19 protein-coding genes and 1 pseudogene are annotated in these 18,092 nt (G+C 71.0%); 10 read left to right on the top strand and 10 right to left on the bottom strand.

Annotation, left to right across the window (positions count from 1 at the left end; all coding sequences use genetic code 11):
* Nucleotides 1-93 precede the first annotated feature (93 nt).
* Entirely contained in the window at nucleotides 94-3,120 is a 3,027-nt protein-coding gene (locus ACTMS9_RS05810; RefSeq protein WP_441164321.1) for a hypothetical protein, read from the bottom strand.
* 179 nt (nucleotides 3,121-3,299) lie between these two features.
* On the opposite strand from ACTMS9_RS05810, the pseudogene ACTMS9_RS05815 reads away from it, so the two are divergent.
* The 7 genes and pseudogenes from ACTMS9_RS05815 to ACTMS9_RS05845 all read left to right on the top strand — a co-directional run.
* Nucleotides 3,300-3,504, top strand: a pseudogene (locus ACTMS9_RS05815) (helicase); the annotation flags it as partial.
* A 124-nt stretch (nucleotides 3,505-3,628) separates the two neighbouring features.
* Nucleotides 3,629-3,817: a hypothetical protein gene (locus ACTMS9_RS05820; RefSeq protein WP_441164322.1), complete on the top strand. Its 189-nt coding sequence runs from the start codon at nucleotides 3,629-3,631 to the stop codon at nucleotides 3,815-3,817.
* 119 nt (nucleotides 3,818-3,936) lie between these two features.
* Complete coding sequence (locus ACTMS9_RS05825; protein WP_441164323.1) at nucleotides 3,937-4,068, top strand: hypothetical protein; 132 nt, start codon at nucleotides 3,937-3,939, stop codon at nucleotides 4,066-4,068.
* Nucleotides 4,068-4,913, top strand: a complete 846-nt coding sequence (locus ACTMS9_RS05830; RefSeq protein WP_441164324.1) for a hypothetical protein — start codon at nucleotides 4,068-4,070, stop codon at nucleotides 4,911-4,913. The genes ACTMS9_RS05825 and ACTMS9_RS05830 overlap by 1 nt, the downstream gene beginning before the upstream one ends.
* A gap of 125 nt (nucleotides 4,914-5,038) precedes the next feature.
* Nucleotides 5,039-5,491 (top strand): hypothetical protein, encoded by a 453-nt coding sequence (locus ACTMS9_RS05835; protein WP_441164325.1) that lies wholly within the window; start codon nucleotides 5,039-5,041, stop codon nucleotides 5,489-5,491.
* An 83-nt stretch (nucleotides 5,492-5,574) separates the two neighbouring features.
* The gene (locus ACTMS9_RS05840) at nucleotides 5,575-6,882 is read left to right on the top strand and encodes an AAA family ATPase (protein WP_441164326.1); all 1,308 of its coding nucleotides are present in this window, start codon (nucleotides 5,575-5,577) and stop codon (nucleotides 6,880-6,882) included.
* 158 nt (nucleotides 6,883-7,040) lie between these two features.
* Nucleotides 7,041-7,448, top strand: coding sequence for a hypothetical protein (locus tag ACTMS9_RS05845; RefSeq protein WP_441164327.1), 408 nt, complete (start codon nucleotides 7,041-7,043; stop codon nucleotides 7,446-7,448).
* Nucleotides 7,449-7,538: 90 nt separating this feature from the next.
* On the opposite strand, the gene ACTMS9_RS05850 is transcribed toward ACTMS9_RS05845, so the two are convergent.
* On the bottom strand, nucleotides 7,539-8,204 hold the full coding sequence (locus ACTMS9_RS05850) for a hypothetical protein (RefSeq protein WP_441164328.1): 666 nt from the start codon (nucleotides 8,202-8,204) through the stop codon (nucleotides 7,539-7,541).
* Between the two features lie 87 nt (nucleotides 8,205-8,291).
* Between ACTMS9_RS05850 and ACTMS9_RS05855 the strand changes: the two genes are divergently transcribed.
* The gene (locus tag ACTMS9_RS05855; RefSeq protein ID WP_441164329.1) at nucleotides 8,292-8,792 is read left to right on the top strand and encodes a GNAT family N-acetyltransferase; all 501 of its coding nucleotides are present in this window, start codon (nucleotides 8,292-8,294) and stop codon (nucleotides 8,790-8,792) included.
* 9 nt (nucleotides 8,793-8,801) lie between these two features.
* Here the strand turns inward: ACTMS9_RS05855 and ACTMS9_RS05860 are convergent, their stop codons facing one another.
* Both ACTMS9_RS05860 and ACTMS9_RS05865 read right to left on the bottom strand, forming a co-directional pair.
* Nucleotides 8,802-9,788: an aldo/keto reductase gene (locus ACTMS9_RS05860; protein ID WP_441164330.1), complete on the bottom strand. Its 987-nt coding sequence runs from the start codon at nucleotides 9,786-9,788 to the stop codon at nucleotides 8,802-8,804.
* Nucleotides 9,789-9,851: 63 nt separating this feature from the next.
* A complete protein-coding gene (locus ACTMS9_RS05865) occupies nucleotides 9,852-10,601 on the bottom strand; it encodes an SDR family oxidoreductase (protein ID WP_441164331.1) in 750 nt (249 codons plus the stop codon).
* A gap of 102 nt (nucleotides 10,602-10,703) precedes the next feature.
* On the opposite strand from ACTMS9_RS05865, the gene ACTMS9_RS05870 reads away from it, so the two are divergent.
* Nucleotides 10,704-11,531 (top strand): helix-turn-helix transcriptional regulator, encoded by an 828-nt coding sequence (locus tag ACTMS9_RS05870; protein WP_441164332.1) that lies wholly within the window; start codon nucleotides 10,704-10,706, stop codon nucleotides 11,529-11,531.
* A gap of 4 nt (nucleotides 11,532-11,535) precedes the next feature.
* On the opposite strand, the gene ACTMS9_RS05875 is transcribed toward ACTMS9_RS05870, so the two are convergent.
* Nucleotides 11,536-13,071 carry an NAD(P)/FAD-dependent oxidoreductase gene (locus ACTMS9_RS05875; protein WP_441164333.1) on the bottom strand — a complete coding sequence of 512 codons (1,536 nt, stop codon included), beginning with the start codon at nucleotides 13,069-13,071 and terminating at the stop codon, nucleotides 11,536-11,538.
* Between the two features lie 224 nt (nucleotides 13,072-13,295).
* Between ACTMS9_RS05875 and ACTMS9_RS05880 the strand changes: the two genes are divergently transcribed.
* Nucleotides 13,296-14,549, top strand: a complete 1,254-nt coding sequence (locus tag ACTMS9_RS05880) for a hypothetical protein (RefSeq protein WP_441164334.1) — start codon at nucleotides 13,296-13,298, stop codon at nucleotides 14,547-14,549.
* A gap of 7 nt (nucleotides 14,550-14,556) precedes the next feature.
* On the opposite strand, the gene ACTMS9_RS05885 is transcribed toward ACTMS9_RS05880, so the two are convergent.
* From ACTMS9_RS05885 to ACTMS9_RS05905, 5 genes are all read right to left on the bottom strand, one after another.
* On the bottom strand, nucleotides 14,557-15,249 hold the full coding sequence (locus ACTMS9_RS05885; RefSeq protein WP_441144933.1) for a hypothetical protein: 693 nt from the start codon (nucleotides 15,247-15,249) through the stop codon (nucleotides 14,557-14,559).
* A 93-nt stretch (nucleotides 15,250-15,342) separates the two neighbouring features.
* A complete protein-coding gene (locus ACTMS9_RS05890; RefSeq protein ID WP_441164335.1) occupies nucleotides 15,343-16,194 on the bottom strand; it encodes an aldo/keto reductase in 852 nt (283 codons plus the stop codon).
* Between the two features lie 151 nt (nucleotides 16,195-16,345).
* Entirely contained in the window at nucleotides 16,346-16,513 is a 168-nt protein-coding gene (locus ACTMS9_RS05895; protein WP_441164336.1) for a hypothetical protein, read from the bottom strand.
* 126 nt (nucleotides 16,514-16,639) lie between these two features.
* Nucleotides 16,640-17,488: a DUF4352 domain-containing protein gene (locus tag ACTMS9_RS05900; protein ID WP_441144927.1), complete on the bottom strand. Its 849-nt coding sequence runs from the start codon at nucleotides 17,486-17,488 to the stop codon at nucleotides 16,640-16,642.
* Between the two features lie 176 nt (nucleotides 17,489-17,664).
* Nucleotides 17,665-18,075: a hypothetical protein gene (locus ACTMS9_RS05905; protein ID WP_441164445.1), complete on the bottom strand. Its 411-nt coding sequence runs from the start codon at nucleotides 18,073-18,075 to the stop codon at nucleotides 17,665-17,667.
* Nucleotides 18,076-18,092 lie beyond the last annotated feature (17 nt).

Below are 18,092 nucleotides of genomic sequence, written 5' to 3' on the forward strand. Positions count from 1 at the left end.
ACATCGCCGACTGGCTGGGCCGGTGCGATGCCCGCGAGCCCCGGGCCGCCTTCAGACCGGGACGTACTCGTCGAGGCGATGCTGCGCCGGGCGCTACGCCTCGACCAGATCCCAGAACCGTGCCACCGGCTCCAGCTCAGCGTCCCGCTGTAGCAGTGCGATCGGCAGTGTCTGAAACCGCAACCGAAACTTGCGCTGTCCGCCCGCCTGAATCTGGGTCAGAACGGCCACCCCCGACCGCTCCAGGAGCCTGACGAAATCCGGCCAGTAGCCGTATCGCTTCGTCCACGAGGCGTGCTCGGTCACGACGGAGTAGTCCCGCTCGACCACGATGGTGTCGCTGCGGTCGACGATCTTCCCGAGGTAGTAGAGCACCGCCTCCGTCAATGGGCTCGGCTCCGCGCTCTCGGGCTCCGTCGGCAGCTCGACGCCTAGCGCCGCCAGCGCGGCGGTCACGTCTCGAGGCGTGTCGCTCAGCCCTCCGGCCGTGACTACCTGGGAAACGGATGAGGTGGCGACGCCCCTCAGATTGGCGAGATCTGCGCTGCGGGAGCGGACCTCGAGGGTGTCCAGCTGACACGCTTCCAGATTGATGTCCCAGGTGCCAGCGGAAGGCAGGGACAGCTTCTGGAACTGGCAGCGCTGAAAGCGGACGAGTCGGCACGTGACCCCGGTCAGGTCCAGCGCGTCGAACGTTGCATCCTGAATCGTCTCGTTGTCCAGGCCGCCCATCTGATGGACGAGAGCGGTCCAGAGTGCACCGATGTTGGCGCCGAACGCAGTAGCACGCTCTTTACCCAGCAGCGCGGCCCTGCCGTTGGCGGCTTGAAGTGTCTCCAACACAGCGTTCGGCGCACGACGGACGATCCGTTTGACTGTCGCAGTCCGCCACTGCGACTTGGCCAGGGAGCCGATCACCGGCTGAGTGTTGCCGTTGTGCAGGTAGGCCAGCATCGCGTCGGCCAGGAAGTAGTCGTAGAACAGCTCGTGGGAGAAGGCGAAGCGCCGTTCGCTCCCGGCTGACGTCACCGCCATACCGCACAGCGCGGTGAGGCGGCGGCGTAGACCGCGACGATGGTCGAGGTCCTCGTCGCCGATCGCCATCGTGGCGGCCAGTTCCAGCTCGTTGATCGTCACCAGCCGCTCGTGCTCTACCGCCATGATGTCCGCGATGGTCTGGAAGAGTGACCGAAGCTCATTGGCCGACATCAGCGGCTTCTGATCCTCCCCGGCGGAGAGTTTCAGCGCCTCGCGGCTGATGTACTGGTCGAGGATCAGGTCGGGCAACTCGTCGGCGATGCCTCTGCCCGGGACTCCGGTCGGTCCCAGCCGTGGTCGGTACGCCTCCACGTAGACCTTGGCGAAGAAGGGCAGGCGCAGCAAGTCGCGGTCGTCGGCGGGCACCTCGTCCAGAACATGCGACTCGACGCCGTGACAAGCGAGGAAGTCGTGCAGCTGGGCGTCCGTCCACCGCTCTACCAACGCCACCCGGTGCGCCACTGCGAGGTCCAGGTTCTGGGCGTTGTTCTGTAGATCGAACCGGTACTGGCTGAGGTAGTACGAGGACCGGGCGGAAACCAAGATGACGCCGCGACCGCCGAGATCGGCGATCCAGGCGCGCAGCGAGCTGAGCGCGTCCCCGTAGCCGATGCCGCCCCGCAACTCGTCGAACCCGTCGATGAACACGGCCATCAGTCCGTTGCGGCACAGAGTCCGCACCGCCTCGTCGTTGATGTTCGGCACGTCGACCACGGCGGATCCGATCGCCTTCTGCAGATCGTCGAGCCCGGTCGACCGCACGTACAGGAACAGCGGCATCTGCTCCGCCGCAGCGAGGTCGTCGGGTTCGTCCTCGACCAGCCGCGCGCGTTCCAGGGTGGTCCTCAGCAGCGCCCGGGTCTTGCCGATCCCGGCCTCGCCAGCGACGAAGTACACCTGGGTCTGGGGTCCGCGTACCTGCAACCTGCGGTCGATGTCGCGTATCAACTCGTGGAACGGCATTGCGTTGCCGAGGCGCTGCGAGACGCCGAGGTCGGTCATCTGGACCGTGGGCTCGATCTGGAACGTGGAGGGCCGTGACCACCCGAGCAGCGTCTGCTCCTCGTCGAGCATCTGCCGCTCAAGGCCCTGTAGGTACTGACGGATGCGTACGGCCACCATAGGCCAGTTGGTGATGTGCCGCAGGAACGACGAGTACCGGACCCAGACGTCGTCGTCGGCCAGCCACTGGCGTTCCTCGCCAGGGCCGATCCGGAAGCTGTCGACGCGCTCCTCGACGCCCGCCTCCCGCCTCTTCATCCAGAAGAAGGTGACCACGCCGCCGCTCTCGTAGTGGTGCAGCTCGTAGTCGGGGTCACGGAACCCGGCGAGATCGGCGCGCAGGCCCTCCACGAACAGGGCGAACACAATGTCCTCCGGCCGCGCCGTCCGCGCGTCGTTGAGCGCCGTGACGAGGTCCTCGTCCCGCCCGGGCACCCGCACGTCGCTGCGGCCAGGCCGGAGGTAGATCGGGTGCTGCGAGGTGTACTGCGCGTACAGGCACCAGCGCCCGAGGTCATCGGCGCAAATGAAAGGCCACAACGGCAGCCGCCGGTCAGGCCACCGGAGCGTCAGTTGGCGGAAGGGCCGCTCCGACGGGCCGGTGGCCACGTCGGTCGTCGCGCCTTCGAGGAACGTGCGTACGGCGGCGTCGACTCCGGACAGCACCTCCTCGACATGCTTGGTGAGCTCGTCCCTGGTCTGCCCGGTGGGGATCGGCCCGCCATGGCTCGTGTGGTTGCGCAGCTTTTCCAGCGTCGCGAACTCGGGGCTGCCGCTGCGATAGGCGCGCACTATGCGCAACGTCTGTCGGAGCAGCTCCAACAGACCTGCCTGGTTGGAGCCCGGCGTGCTGCTCAGCAGAGAATGGGCCGTCTTCAGGTACGCGAGATAACCGCCGAATCCCGGAGCGCGCCCGATGTTTACCTGCTGCGGGTCCCGGTCGTACATCGCGGCGGCGGCGCAGAGCATGACGAACCGCAGGGAAAAATCCAGGGCCGCGAGGTACTCGTAGAGGGTGGCCCGGTCACTGTCCAGGTAGCCGGCGAGGAGCCTGTCGTACTGCTCGTTCGCACTCGTCACCGGCCAACTCCGAAGTCCATTCGCCAGCCGCGCATGAGCACAGTGTCATCTAGTGTTACCGCAATGTCATCCGCCAGACGGGCAGAGGCTGGGTCAGGGTGACGACAGAACATTCCCTGTGCGAGCCATGTAGCGTCCTGCCGACAGGGTTCCGGCAGCGGCGAGGAGGGTTGAGGTACATGCTGGCTGCGCTGGCCGTGCCGCCCGCGGTCGAGGCGGAGCGGGTCATCACGGCCGTGCTGGCCGACCTGCGGTCCGGCGAGCATCGGGGCGTGCTCGTCGACTCGCCGCCCGGGCGCCGGCAGGTCGACGCTGATGGTCCGCGCCGCCATCGAGCTGGCCGCCGCAGGCGAGGGGCTGATCATCGTCGCGCAGACTAACGAGTAGGTCGACGACCTCATCGACCGCCTCGCCGGCAAGGCGTTGGAGCTCCGACGGTGACGGCCTTCTCGGACGGTGGCAGCCCGAGGATCTGGAAGAGGCGCTGCTTGACTGGTTTCCCCGCAAGGTGACGTTGGCACCGGACCAGTGGACCGCCATCACGCCGACCGTGGGCGCGTTCGTCGACTTTCTCTTCGACCAGGACCTCACCGACCGGCTCTGCGCCGACCAGCAATTGCTGCACGCCGCCCTGGACAAGCTCGCCGCGCCATTCGCCGACGCGATGGCCGACGAGAGCCGCTACGGCATCGCGTAGTTCTGGGCGATGCGGATGCTGAACGAGGGCATCGACCCACCGACCAGGCCGCCGCCGAGCGGTTCATCGCCGACCTGCACGCCGGCCGTGTAGCCCTCGACAAGGACCTGCTAAACCAGGTGATGGCCAACCACCTGCTCGGCGAGGATCCCGACCGGCACCCGCCGCTGCCGCTGGTGGCCGTGCCCGGCGACGACACCTCCGCGGCCTGGCCACCGACGCTGTTGTGGTACGCCGGCTGCGGGAGCTAATGCGGTGGCTCCGTGACGGGCGGACCCTCACCACCACCGGCAGGCTGCGGTTGGCCGACGGGCGGGAACTCGTCGCGCTGCTCGACACCGGCGACATCCTCAATCCCATGGTCGGCGACCGCGTCTTCAGGACCCGCAGCAGCGACGACCTGTACGGGCTCACCGTGCTGGTCGCCTGGGCCCGGGCGGCCCGCGTCGTGCGGGTGGTGAAGGGACGGCTGGTGCCGGTCAAGAGCGCGGCGAAGGTGCTGGCGGACCCGCTCGCGCTGTCCCGGCGGGCCTTCACCGCACTGTTCGAGCTCGGCGAGGCGGTCTGCGGGGGCGGGTGGGTTGAGTCGGTGCTGCGGTGGCCGTTCGACGAGGCGGTGTTCGCCGTGACCATGGCCCTGTACATCGCGCCGGAACCTGTGGCGATCGACGAGTTGCGGCAGCTCGCCTACCAGGCGGCATGCGACGGACTGGGGCTCGACCCCGGAAGCGAGGAGCAGGAGCGGGGCTGGCGCCAGCTCGCCGACCATGACACCGATCGACTGCTCGACCAGCTGGCCATGCTCGGGGCGATCGACAACGATGCGGCTGCTGCCCTACTGACGTCCTTGGGTGTTGGTCTGTTCGCCCGGCACCTGCGGGAGCTGGGCGTGACCGTGCCGACCCTCGACCAGATGTTGGAGGAGACAGCGGAGGTGGTGGTCGCCGCCGCCACCGGGAGCCCGCCGGAAACCGCCGCCGCCCTCATGCGCGCCTGGTGCGCGCACCACCCGGACACCGCCTCGGCCGAGTTGCGGGCCCTGGCCGAGCGCACCGACGACCCCGAACATCGCAGGCTCGCCCTGGCGTACGCCTGAACCGGCGCGTGCGACGAGCATCGCCGCGGGTATGGACGCGCGGCACGGCCAGTGTCTTCTCGCCCTAGCCATGTGCGACGCTGGCAGTTCCACCTCATCGTGGAGCGGTACATGAGGATGCGTGGTTGGCAATGATCAGTCAGGGCGCCGAGTTGGTGCTGCCGTGTCCGGTATGCGGTACGGCGGTGCCCCACGACGTCGCGGAGTGGCTGGTCCAGAACCGACTCCAGTGGACGGTGTCGGTCGAGTGCCCAGCCTGCGGGAACGCCACCGAGGAGTTTGGGTGGGACGAATCGCCGGAAGTGATTCGTGAAGCCCTTCGTGACGCCCACGGTTGGTCCCGCATCAGGCTTCCGTCTTCGGCAGCGAGCCCAGTAGTGATCATGAAGGCACTACGGCAGGGACGGCAGCAGGTAACGCTCGCCGATGCGCGGGAGTGTGCTCGCAAACTGCTTGCCGGTGAGTTTTGTGGGACCAGAGGCGAGATAAAGTTGCTGGCCGAACGGTTGCGTGACATGGGCGTTGCCGCCGATGTCAGCCGGCTGCCGGCCGCGGGTACCCGTCGCAGCGCCGGCTAGTCATCGGCGGCGCCACGATCGGATGAAGCTCAGGTGGGCGGAACAGTTGCCGGTAGTCTGCGGGGCGCCTGGAAGGAGGGCCGATGCTGGGGCTGGAGATACCACCCGCCGTCGAAGCGGAGCGCGTCATCACCGCCGTACTCGCCGACCTGCGCTCCGGCGACCACCGCGGCGTGGTCGTCGACTCCCCGCCCGGCGCCGGCAAGTCCACCCTCGTCGTCCGCGCCGCCGCCGAGCTGGCCGCCGCCGGCGAGCCGCTGATCATCATCGCGCAGACCAACGAGCAGGTCGACGACCTCATCGACCGCCTCGCCCGCAAGGCCCCCGAGCTGCGCATCGGCCGCCTCTCCGCCACCGACTACCAGCCCTCCGACCGGGTGAAGGGCCACGAGACGGTCAAGGTCGCGGTCAAGGTTGCCGACCTCGGCGGCCCGGCCGTCATCATCGGTACGGCCGCCAAGTGGGCCACCGTTACCGAGGGTTCCTGGCCCTGGGCGATCGTCGACGAGGCGTACCAGATGCGGTCGGACGCCCTGCTGCGCGTGGCCGGCCGGTTCGAGCGGGCCCTGTTCGTGGGCGACCCGGGCCAGCTCGACCCGTTCTCCACCGTCGAGACCGCGCGATGGACCGGCCTGACCTGGGACCCGATGCAGTCGGCGGTGGCGGTGCTGCTGCGGCACAACCCCGACCTGCCCGTTCACCGCCTGCCCGTCTCGTGGCGGCTGCCCGCCTCCGCGGCGCCGGTGGTCGCGGCGGCGTTCTACCCGTTCACCGGGTTCCGCGCCGGCACCGGCGCGGGCGACCGGGCGCTGTCGTTCACCGAGCCCGGCCAGGGGGACGCGCTCGACGCGGCGGTCGAGCTGGCCGCCACCACCGGGTGGGCGCTGCACGAACTGCCGGCCCGGCACACCCTGCGCACCGACGCGGAGGCGGCCTCGGCATGCGCTGCGCTGGCACTGCGGGTATTGCGGCGGGGAGCCGTCGCCGTCTCCGAGCACGCGCTGGCCGGCGCGCCGGTCACCGCCGACCGGATCGCCGTCGGGGCCGCGCACCGCGACCAGGTCGCGGCCATCCGCGCCCACCTCGGCGGGGCCGGGGCGGGCGTCACCGTCGACACCGCCAACCGGCTCCAGGGCCGCGAGTACGACGTGTCGATCGTGCTGCACCCGCTCTCCGGGCGGCGGGACGCCACCGCCTTCCACCTCGAGTCGGGGCGGCTGTGCGTGCTGGCGTCACGCCACCGGCACGCCTGCATCGTGGTGGCGCGGGCGGGCATCGGCGAGCTGCTGGACGCCCACCCCTCGACCGAGTCGGTGCACCTCGACGTGCCCGTGAAGTTCCCCGACGGCTGGGCCGCGAACCAGACGATGCTGGCGCACCTGGGAGCGTAATAGTTTGCCAGGGGCGGTGATGCTCGCGCCGGAAGCCGCCGACCGGATTGCCCGGCGAAGGACAACGGAACGAAAATGGGCCGCAGTCGGTGCAAGACCAGCCCTGAAGGCAGGCGACGGGGCTGCCGGACGGCGCGCTTCCTCGCTACCGTCCGAGGATGACCGAGATCGCGTACGGCGACCTGCTCGCCGGCTTCACGCCCGCCCTGCCGTACACGATGGACACGGCGGAGAGCGCGCCCCGCGCGGCCGGTGTCCACGTGGTGCTCGCGGGCGACACCGTCATCTACGTCGGCCGCACGGGGAACCTGCGGGACCGGCTGCGCCAGCACCTGACCGGCAACCGGGGTTCGTCGGTGCTGCACGACCAGATCGGCCAGGAACTCGACCGGACCGGGCCGGTGGCGACGGCCAGCGACATCGCCCACTGGCTGAACCGGTGCGTCGTCCGCTGGAAGGAGGCCGAGAACCCGGAGGCCGAGAAGGAGGCCCTGGTGCTCGCCCTGACGCCGCGCTTCAACCGGCAGGTGCCCCGGCCCCGTCCGGCTGCCGACCAGAACGGCTGACGCCTGTGCGGCGGCGATGCTGAATCGTTGACGTCATCAGCTCCGTAGCGACCGCGACCAGCACCACCACCGCCGGCCGCGCGGGCGCCGTCAGATGAAGCCCTCCTCGACCAGGATGACCTCTTTCGCGGTGATCTCGTGCCGCTGACCGGAACCGCCGACCACCCGCATCCAGCTCTCGGTCGTCAGCTTCGCCCGATCGTCCTCGGCGGTGAGGGTGAAGTTGAAGCCGCCGTACATGCCGGGGACGGAGAAGTGCGCTCCGTCGCGAGGCGTCTCCAGCAGCACCTCCAGCTCCGGCAGGCGCAGCCGGTGCTCGTCGACCAGGTTGCCGACGCGGGCGCGGATCAGCCCGTGGAAGTGCTCCTGGACCGCGCGCAGCTCGTGGTCGGGTACGTCGATGAGGCGGGGCGGGGTCAGGACCTGCCGCAGATGCTCATGGCCCAGCCGGACGGCGATGTCCAACGGGCGTTCCCCGTCGGCGGTGCGCAGTGCCCGCCAGGCGCCCAGCTCGACCAGGCGTCGCACCACCTCGACGGGCGCTCCGGCGTTGGCGGCCTGGTGCAGCGGGGCGTACCAGGAGGCGCCGTCGAGGCGGGCGGCGTTGATCCAGTCGGCGTTACGGGGCTGGGCGAGCACCGCGAAGACGCCGTCCCAGTCGTACGCGCGGGCCCGGTCGGCCAGCTCGTGCCGGGCCTTCACCGCCCACGCCGACAGCGACTCGCTGCGAGTGATGCCGTCCCACCGATGCGTCATGAAGATCATTGTGTCGTGATGGCTCGTGACCCCGGAACGTCGGTGGGGGTTGCTTCAATGAGCGACCACGACGGACGGGGGAGACGGATGGCCGAGGTGCGCATCGCGCGGTGGGACGAGGACGACCTGGACCTGCTGCGTCGCCTCAACACGCCGGAGGTCCGGCACCACACCGGCGGCCCGGAGACCGACGAGCAGGTGCTCGCCCGGCACGAGCGGTACCTGCAGGGGCCGGGTCCCCGCAGCGGCTGGATGTTCACCGTGGTGCTGCCCGACGGGGTGAAGGTCGGCAGCGTCGGCTACTGGGAACGCGTCTGGCACGACGAGCCGGTCTACGAGATGGGCTGGGCGATCCTTCCCGAGCACCAGGGGCGGGGCCTGGCCACCGCCGCCGTACGCGCCGTGGTGGCTGAGGCCCGCGCCCACGGCCGGCACCGGTGGGCGCACGCGTACCCGTCGGTGGACCACCCGGCCTCGAACGCGGTCTGCCGCAAGGTCGGGTTCACCCTGCTGGGCGAGACCGAGTTCGAGTATCCGCCCGGGCGCCTGATGCGCTCCAACGACTGGCGGCTCGACCTGAAGGCCTGACCAGGCCCGTCAGCGCGCGCCGTCCAGTCGTTCCCGCTGCGCGGCGGTCAGCTCCAGCTCCACCGCTTCCAGGCTCTCGTCGAGCTGGGCCACCGAGGAGGCGCCCACCAGCGGGATCGACGGCGTCTCGCCGCCCATCAGCCAGGCCAGCACCACCTGGTTGACCGTCGCGCCCGTCTCGGCGGCCACCTCCCGCAGCGCGGCCAACCGGCCGGGCGCGCTCGGCAGGTCGTACGCCGGGCCCAGCGGCTTGTCCGGCCGGGCGTAGCCGCCCCTCACCAGCGGCGAGTACGCCACCAGCGTCAGCGCCGGCTCCACCCGCAGGTAGCTGGCCAGGTCACCGCCGACCGAGCCCGGGTCGCCGTCCGGGTCCAGCTCGCTGGGCAGATCGGTGCGCCGCTGGAGGTAGGTGTGGTGGTACTGGAGCACCTCGTACCCGGGCAGGCCGGCGGCGGCGGCCAGCGCGCGGGCCCGCTCCACCCGCCACGCCCGGTGGTTGCTCGCCCCCAGCAGCCCCACCGCGCCCTCGGCGACCAGCTCGCCGAAGGCGGCCACGGTCTCCTCCAGCGGCACCGTGCGGTCCTCGATGTGCGCGTACAGCAGGTCCAGTTTTGCCATGCCGAGCCGTTCCCGGCTGCGCTCCGCCGACTCCCGGATCACCTTGGCCGACAGCCCCTCGGCGTTGTCGGTGTAGCTGGTGCCGGGGGCGAGCGGACGCGCCCCGAGCTTGGTGGCGACGACGATCTCGTCCCCGACGCCCCGGCTGCGCCGCCAGCGGCCGAGCAGTTCCTCGCTCTCGCCGCCCTGCCCGCCGTTCATCCAGAACGCGTAGTTGTCCGAGGTGTCGACGAAGGTGCCACCGGCCTCGACGTACCGGTCGAGGATGGCGTACGAGGTGGCCTCGTCGGTGGCGGTGCCGAAGAGCATCGCGCCGAGGCTGAGCACGCTCACCTCGCGCCGGGTCCGCGGGTCCGTGCCGATCGTGCGGTACCGCATGAGGTCTCCCATTCGACGTGGAGCCTCCACCCTGGACGTTCGAGCGCACTCGAAGTCAAGGGCTCACCAGGGCAGCACCCCGTACGAGTCGTCGGCGGCGACGTGCCCCCAGAGCTGGCCGCTCGGCCCGCCCGCCGGCAGCGTCGCCAGGTGCACGCTCACCTCCGCGCCCTGCTCCGGCGTGCGGTAGCCGGAGGAACCGTTGAGGTCCGTCGCGCAGTAGCCCGGGTTCGCCGCGTTGACCAGGATCGGGGTGTCCCGCAGCTCCTTGGCGTACATGGCGGTGACCATGTTCAGCGCCGTCTTCGACGACGGGTAGGGCACCGAGGTCAGCGGCCAGAGGAAGCTCTCCGGGTCGGTCATCGCGGTGATCGAGCCGACCTCGCTGGAGACGTTGACGATCCGCGCGGCAGGGGCGCGGCGCAGCAGCGGCAGGAACGCGTTCGTCACCGTCACCACCGCGAAGACGTTCGTCTCGAACACCTCGCGCAGGGTGGCGAGGGTGGTCTCGCTGGGCAGCGCCGACCCGTCCGCCCGGGCGATCCCGGCGTTGTTCACCAGCACGTCCAGCCGGCCGTACGCCTCCTCGACGTGCCGCGCGGCGGCGGCGACCGACGCCGGGTCGGTCACCTCCAGCGGCACCGGGTGGGCGTCCGCGCCGCCGGCGCGCAGCGCCGCCACGGCCTCCCGGCCGCGCCCGGCGTCCCGCGCGCCGACCAGCACGGTCATCCCGCGAGCGGCGAGCTCCCGTGCCGTGGCGTACCCGATTCCCTTGTTGGCCCCGGTGATCAGGGCGATGTTCGTCGTGGTCATGGCGTCGAGCCTGCCGGCGGGCCGCGCCGGCCGGGAGAGACCGGCCGGGACTGGGACCGGCGGTACCACCCTCGGCGTCCGCGCGTGCGGCAGGCTGGGGGCATGACCGCACCCGGGTTGCGCCGCGACGAACTGGCCACCTTCCTGCGTACCCGTCGGGCCCGGTTGCGCCCCGCCGACGTCGGCCTCCCCGACGGGGTACGCCGTCGCACGCCGGGACTGCGCCGGCAGGAGGTCGCCCAGCTCGCCGGGCTGTCCGTCGACTACTACGTGCGGCTGGAGCAGGGCCGGGGGCCGCACCCGTCCCGGCAGGTGCTCGCCGCGCTGGCCCGGGCCCTGGTGCTCACCCGCGACGAGCGGGAGTACCTGTTCCGGGTGGCCGGCCAGAGCCCGCCGCCGGTGCCCGGGCCGAGCCGGGAGGTCACCTCCGGGCTGCGCCACCTGATCGACGCGATGACCGAGACCCCGGCGTACGTGGTGGACGCCAAGTACGACGTGCTGGCCGTGAACCGGCTGGCCGTGCACTTCGTCGGGGACCTGTCGGCGGGGGAGCGCAACATGATCCGCTGGATGTTCCGCCAACCCGCCCCGCGTCCGGACGACCCGGAGATGCTGCGCTTCGTGCGTGACTCGGTGGCGGACCTGCGCGCCGCCTACGGCCGCTATCCCGGTGACCGGGGCCTGGCCGAGCTGGTCACCGAGCTGCTCGGCGTCTCGCCCCGGTTCGCCGCGCTCTGGGCCGAGCACGACGTCGCGGAGCGCCGTCCGGTGGTGAAACGGGTGACGCACGCCGAGCTGGGGCCGCTGGAGTTCGAGTGCCGGGTGCTGCTGGTGCCGGAGACCGACCAGCGGCTGATCGTCTACACCGCCGCGCCCGGCTCGCCCACCCGGGAGGTGTTCCGCCGGCTCGCCGACCGGGTGGACAGCTGACGGTTCAGTTGACCCCGGTCGGTCGACGCTCCGCCGCGCGGTCGGCGGTGGTCATGGCGACGGTACGCGCCGGCACGGTCGGCGCGTCCCGGCCGGTGCCCCGCCGCCCGTCGCCGCCCTTGTCGTTGCTCTGCTCGTGGTAGTCCTGCTCGACGTTGACCGTCCAGACGTCGTGGCCGGCGCCGTGCACGATGTTCTCGGCGGTCAGCATGGCGGTCAGCATGGAGTGGTCCTGGTTGTTGTAGCGGTGCATCCCGTTGCGCCCGACGGGGTGCACGTTGGGCAGCTCCCGCGCCAGCCACGCCCGGATGGTGTCGACGTTGTGCTGGTAGCGGTCGTCGTACACCGGGTAGGCCTTCGGCATCCGCACCACGTACCCGCTCTCCACCGCGCCCGGCCGCACCAGGCCGAGCTGCTCCAGCTCGGCGGTGGCCCGTGCGACGAGGTCGGCGTCGGAGGTCCGCCAGGTCTCGTCGTCCTCGAACACGAAGTACTCCAGCCCCAGGCAGGTGCGGCCGTCCTTGACCAGGTACGGCGACCAGGAGCCGAAGTTCTGGATCCGGCCCACGTTCACCGCCGGGTCGTGCACGTAGATCCAGTTGTCCGGGAAGGAGAACTCCTCCGGTACCACCAACGCCACGGTCAGGAAGTCCCGGTAGCGCAGGTCGGCGGCGCATTCGAGCACCTCGGGCGGGGCGGCCGGGCGCACCGCGGCCACCAGTTCGGAGATCGGCATGGACGAGATGACGTGGTCGACGGGGAGCCGGCGTTCCCCGCCCGGCCCGTCGACGGTGACCGCCACCGCCCGCCTGCCCTCGTGGTGCACGGCCTTCACCCAGGTGCCGGTGCTGACCTCGCCGCCGCGCTTGCGGATCTCCTCCGTGCAGCGCTCCCACATCATGCCGGGACCGAACTTCGGGTACTGGAACTCCTCGATCAGGCTGGTCACGTCCTTGCGGTTGCGGCGGGGCAGCAGCGCGTTGAGCACCGCGCGGGCCAGCGACAGGTTCTTGATCCGCTGGGCGGCCCAGTCGGCCTGCAACTGGTCGGCCGGCATCCCCCAGACCTTCTCCGTGTAGGTCTTGAAGAAGATCGAGTAGAGCCGCCAGCCGAAGCGCGCCGACACCCAGCCCTCGAAGTGCGACTGGTCCTTGGGCGGGCGCAGCCGCGCCCGGGCGTACGAGCCCATGCAGCGGGCCGCCTCCCGGACGCCGAGGTTGCGCAGGGCGTTGCCGGCGTTGAGCGGGTAGTCGTAGAGCGCACCCCGGTAGAAGATGCGGCTCATCCGGGGCCGGAGCAGGAACTCCTCGTCGGGCAGGATCTCGTGCCAGAAGTCCTCGACCCGGCCCACCTTGGTGAAGAACCGGTGCCCGCCGATGTCGAAGCGCCAGCCGTCCCGCTCGACGGTACGACTGATCCCGCCGACCACCTCGTCGGCCTCGAACACCCGTACCGTCGCGCCGTGCCTGAGCAGCTCGTACGCGGCGGTCAGGCCCGCCGGGCCCGCGCCGATGACCACCGTGCCGTGACGCTCGTCCATCCTCACGCCGCTCCCTGCCCTCGGGTCCGTCGGACAGGCGCGGTTACCCGTTCTCTGCGCTGTCTCACCTCCGCCGGCCCGGAACTCCTGATCATGCCGCTCGGGGTCGGGCGGTGGGGGGCGCGGAGGTGTCAGCCGGCGTAGGCGGGGGATGCCCGGCCGGCAGGTTCGCGGCCGCCGTGGGTGGGTCGCGGATCGGGACCGACTCCGTGAGGAAGCGCCAGATGACCGACGGGCCGCGGGACACCGCAGCGGACGGCCGCGCGCCCGCGACCGGTCTCCCCGGGCGCTGGGACCGCCTGCTCGGCCACGCCGGCGACCTCGTCGTCCGGGTGCCCGAGCGCTGGCGGTACGTGCTGGCCCTGTTCGTCGGCGCGAAGGTCGTCCTCAGCCTGGTCGGGGTGATCGCCCTGGCCGCCTGGGAGGGGGCGCCCGCCGCGCCCCCGGCGGACGAGATCAACACGCGCCTCGACCAGACGGAGATCTCGCCGCACCGCTGGATTTCGATGTGGTTCGCCTGGGACGCGCTGATCTACGACGGCCTGAGCCGGCAGCCGCTCACCGGCGAGTGGAAGGGGGGCTTCGGGTTTCCCCTGCTCTACCCGTTCCTGGCCCGGGTGGTGGCGGTCCCGCTGGGCGGCAACACCGCCCTGGCGCTGCTGCTGATCAGCAACGTCGCGTTCCTGCTGCTGCTCTACTACGCCCTGCGGCTGGGCGAGACGCTGCTCGGCGACGACGCCGCCGCGCGCCGGTTCACCCGCTACCTGGTGCTGCTGCCGACCGCGTTCCTGTTCCAGGCGGCACTGACCGAGTCGCTGTTCCTCTGCCTGGCGCTGGCCACCTTCCACTACGCCGAGCGGGGACGGTGGGTGACGGTGGGCGTGCTGGGCTACTTCCTCGGGCTCAGCCGCTCGGTGGGGTTCCTGGTGGCCGTCCCGCTCGCCCTGGTCCTGCTCCGCCAGCACCGCTACCGGCTCGACCCGCGCAGCCTCTGGACGTACGTCCGCACCGGCTGGCCGTTGCTGCTGATCCCCGCCGGCTGGCTCACCTTCATGGCGTTCTGCCGGTGGAAGGGCGGGGACTGGTTCGCCTACAAGCACGCCCAGGAGAAGGGCTGGGGCATCCGGGTGCAGAATCCGCTGCCGGTGATCTGGAACGGTCTCACCGGCGACACCCGGGACGCCGTCCGGGTCTGGTTCGCCGTCGCCGTGCTGGTGATCGTGGTCGCCGGCTTCCGCCGGCTCGGGCTGCCCTACCTCGTCTACGCCGTGCTGATGGTGCTCGCGCCGCTGTCGATGGGGCCACCGGTGTACAAGAGCCTGCTGCGCTACCTGATCGCCGCGTTCCCGGTCGGCCTGGTCCTGGCCCGGTGGGCCCGCAACGCCACGGCGGACGCCTGGTTGAGCGCCGCGCTCGCCCTGGTGCAGGGCGCGCTGTTCGTGGTGTGGCTGGCCTACTGGACGCACTTCATCATCTGAAGGCGTGCTACGTCGCCTCGCGGAACGGGTCGACGGCGACCCGGTGCAGCCGGGTCAGCAGCTTCGCGGACTTCTCCAGGTCGCCGGCCTCACCGGCGTTGAGTTCCAGCACGTAGCTGCCGCGCGCCACCAGCACCGTGCAGAGGTAGGAGGTGTCGTCGTTGACCAGCCGCTCGCACCAGGAGACGGTGTCGGCGTCCGCGGGCACCAGCGGTGCCTTGGGGCGTACGACGGTGGTGGTCGTCCGGCCGTCCGGTTCCTGGTAGGTCCGGCACTTCGCCAGCGCCGACTTCAGTTCGCCGACCAGCTTGCGCCCCGGCACGGTGAGGTAGCCGACGACGTACTGCCGGATCCAGACCTGCTCGCCCTTCCACTGCCGCTCCCGGTTCGCGGTCCGCTTGCGGTCCGACGGGAGGTTGTCGCGGCACGGGTGGGCCAGCTTGAACGCCTCGGCGGTCTCCGAGGTGACGTCCGTGATGGCCGGGTGGAAGTCGGTCAGGTCCACCAGCGCGGCCTTGACCTGACCGCGCACCTCGGCGGTCGACGTCGGGGTGGGCCGGGGCGGTGGTGGCGGGGTCGGTGCGGCGGAGACCGGCGCCGACCAGCGGGCCGGGGTCGCCTCCTCGGCGGGGCCGCAGGCAGCCGCGCCGAGGGCGACCAGCATCGACAACAGGAGTGCGGGGGTACGGCGGTGCGACATCGCGCGGACGCGGTCCTTTCGTACGCGAAAGAAGGGGCCCCGGTTCGGGGCCCCTTCTTTCGTGCGCCGTGCCGGCGCGCCGCGTTACACCTGTCAGCTCGGCAGGTAGTCGAACTCGTCCGGGTTGGGGCCCTGCCGGCCGGCCTCGCCCCGGTCCAGCCCGCTGATCCGCTCCATCGCCGCGTCGTCCAGCGCGAAGTCGAAGATCTGGAAGTTCTCCGCGATCCGGCTGGGGGTGGTCGACTTGGGGAAGACGATGTCGCCGCGCTGCACGTGCCAGCGCAGCACCACCTGGGCCGGGGTACGGCCGACCTCCTCGGCGACGTCGACCACGGTCGGGTCGTCGAGCACCTTGCCCTGGGCGATCGGCGACCACGCCTGCGTGATGATGTTGTGCCGCCGGTCGTACGCGCGCACCTCCTCGTTGCCGAAGTACGGGTGCACCTCGATCTGGTTGACCGCGGGCACCACGTCCGCCTCGGCTGCGAGCCGCTCCAGGTGCGGCACCTGGAAGTTCGACACGCCGATCGACTTCGCCCGGCCGTCGCGCTGGAACTCCTCCAGGACCTTCCAGGTGGAGACGAAGTCGCCGTCGTAGCGGGTGGGCAGCGGCCAGTGGATCAGGAAGAGGTCGATGTAGTCCATCTTCAGCGCGGACAGCGTCGACTCGAACGCCCGGCGGGCGTCGTCCGGCCGGTGGAAGGCGTTGCTGAGCTTGCTGGTCACGAAGACCTGGCCGCGGTCCAGGCCGGAGGTGCGGACCGCCTCGCCGACCTCGGCCTCGTTGCCGTACATCTCGGCGGTGTCGATGTGCCGGTAGCCGATCTCCAGCGCCCGGCCCACGGCCTCGACGGTGTCCTTCGGCTCGATCTGGAAGACCCCGAAGCCGAGCTGCGGGATCATGTTGCCGTCGTTGAGGGGGATGTCGGGAATCGTGTTCGCCATCCGGCTCTCTCTCCCATCGTCAGGGGCACCCCTCGGGCGCCGGAAGCGCTTCCACGGCGTCCGCCGCAGTGGTGCCACCCGGCTGTCCTACCCGGTCGGGCCGCTCCCTCACGGGCCCGGCCGGGTGATCTGCGACAGGCCCCACCACTGTTCAGTCGGCTGTGGCGTCGAACAGCACCGGCCAGGGCCGGGCCGACGGCGCCACCGCGGCCGGCGGCGCGGGCTCGACAGTGGCCAGCACCTCGGCCGCGAACTGGCCGAACATCGGTGCCGCGGGGTGCGGCGCGCGATCCGGCCAGGCCGCCGCGGTCCGCTTCACCAACGGCCGCCCGGCCAGCGGGCGCCACCCTCGCCCCTGTAGGTTCAGCTGCTGCACGCCTGCGGGCCGTCGATATCGGCGACAGCCCCGGCGGTTCTCCGGGGCTGTCGTCTGTTGCTGGGCCGGTCACAGAGTGACGACGGCGTCCTCGGCGAGGGTGAGCAGGCCGGCGGCGAACGTGATGGTCTTCAGCTTGGTGCCCTTCGGCACGTCGAAGTAGACGTTCGCCTTCACCGAGTTGCCCGGGTTGATCTCGTCGAGGAAGCCCTTGGCGTCGTCGTTGCCGTAGATGGCGGCTTCCCCGTCGACGTCGTACTCCCGGCCGGAGGCGTCCTGGGCGGTGATGGTGCCGTCGGCGTGGAACAGGTGGGCGCTCTTGGTGACGTTCTTAGCGGTCACGCTGACCCGGCAGAAGGTGCCCTGAGCCTTGTGGTTGAAGTAGCTGCTGCCGACCTGGGAGATCCCGCATTTCACGCTGTTGACGGTGAACTCGAAATCGCCGCCGCGCACCTTGTCGCCGATGCCGAAGGTCGTCGGCTTGGCCGGGGCCGGGGCTGCGGTCGTCTTCGCCGGCGCGGGCGCCGGGGCCGAGGTGGTCGGCGCCGCCGCGGCCGGGGCGGAGGTGCTGGTGGTGACGGCCGGGATGTCGCTGCTGGCGGACACGTCGGTCTTCTTGCCGTTGTCGCTGGCCAGGCCGATCACCATCGACCCGCCGCAGCACAGCACGACGAACGCACCGACGCCGATGAGGGTGGGGATCAGCCAGGGCCGCTTGCGGGCAGCAGGCGCCGCCGGCGCGCCGGGCTGCTGCCATCCGCCGGGCGGCGGCGGGTACTGGCCGGGCTGCTGAGGGAACTGGCCGGGGGGCGGAGGGTACTGCCCGGCGGGCACCTGCGGGAACTGGGCGGTCGGCGGCATCGGCTGCTGGCCCGGAGCCGGCGGCTGGTTCTGGGCAGGGTCGTAGGGGGTCGTCATTGAGTGGTGGTCTCCCAGGTCTGAATTCGCGCTGCCCCGTACCGAGCGCAATGCATCCAACGTTGTCACAGTGCTTTCACAGGCGCAGTCCCCCGGCCGTCCCGTCGTATACGCCGGTCAGCTCGGGAAACACCCGATCTGATGACCGCCGGTCGGACGTTGAGCCATCCCGGTGTCTACGCTCCGGCCGCGGCGTCCCAGAACGGGTAGGCCTCGTCGCCGAGCAGCAGGGGCACGTCGTACACCGACAGGTCCAGCCGCGGGCGCACGTACCACATTCGGTGGCGCCATCGCCGGTGCTCGAAAGCGGTGTCCACTTCGATCTCGGCCACCACGGTCGGCTCCACCTGCACGTAGCGCAGTGGCTCGGGTCGGTCCAGCTGCCCGCTCCAGCTCTCCGGCAGCGGCTGCGGCCAGGGGTGCGCGACGATGCCCCGGCGCTGCAACCGGGGTGGGGACAGCATCGGCGCGAGCTCCCGGCGTTGGACCATCGCCAACGGGTGCGTCCTTCCCGTGTAGCGCAGGTGTCCCCGTCGATCGAACCGGCCGAGGAGCAGCGTGCTCGGATTGGCGAGGCTGCTGGTCACCCCGCCGATGATCGCCT

Source organism: Micromonospora sp. L31 (assembly GCF_052068075.1).
Classification (GTDB): Bacteria; Actinomycetota; Actinomycetes; order Mycobacteriales; family Micromonosporaceae; genus Micromonospora; species Micromonospora purpureochromogenes.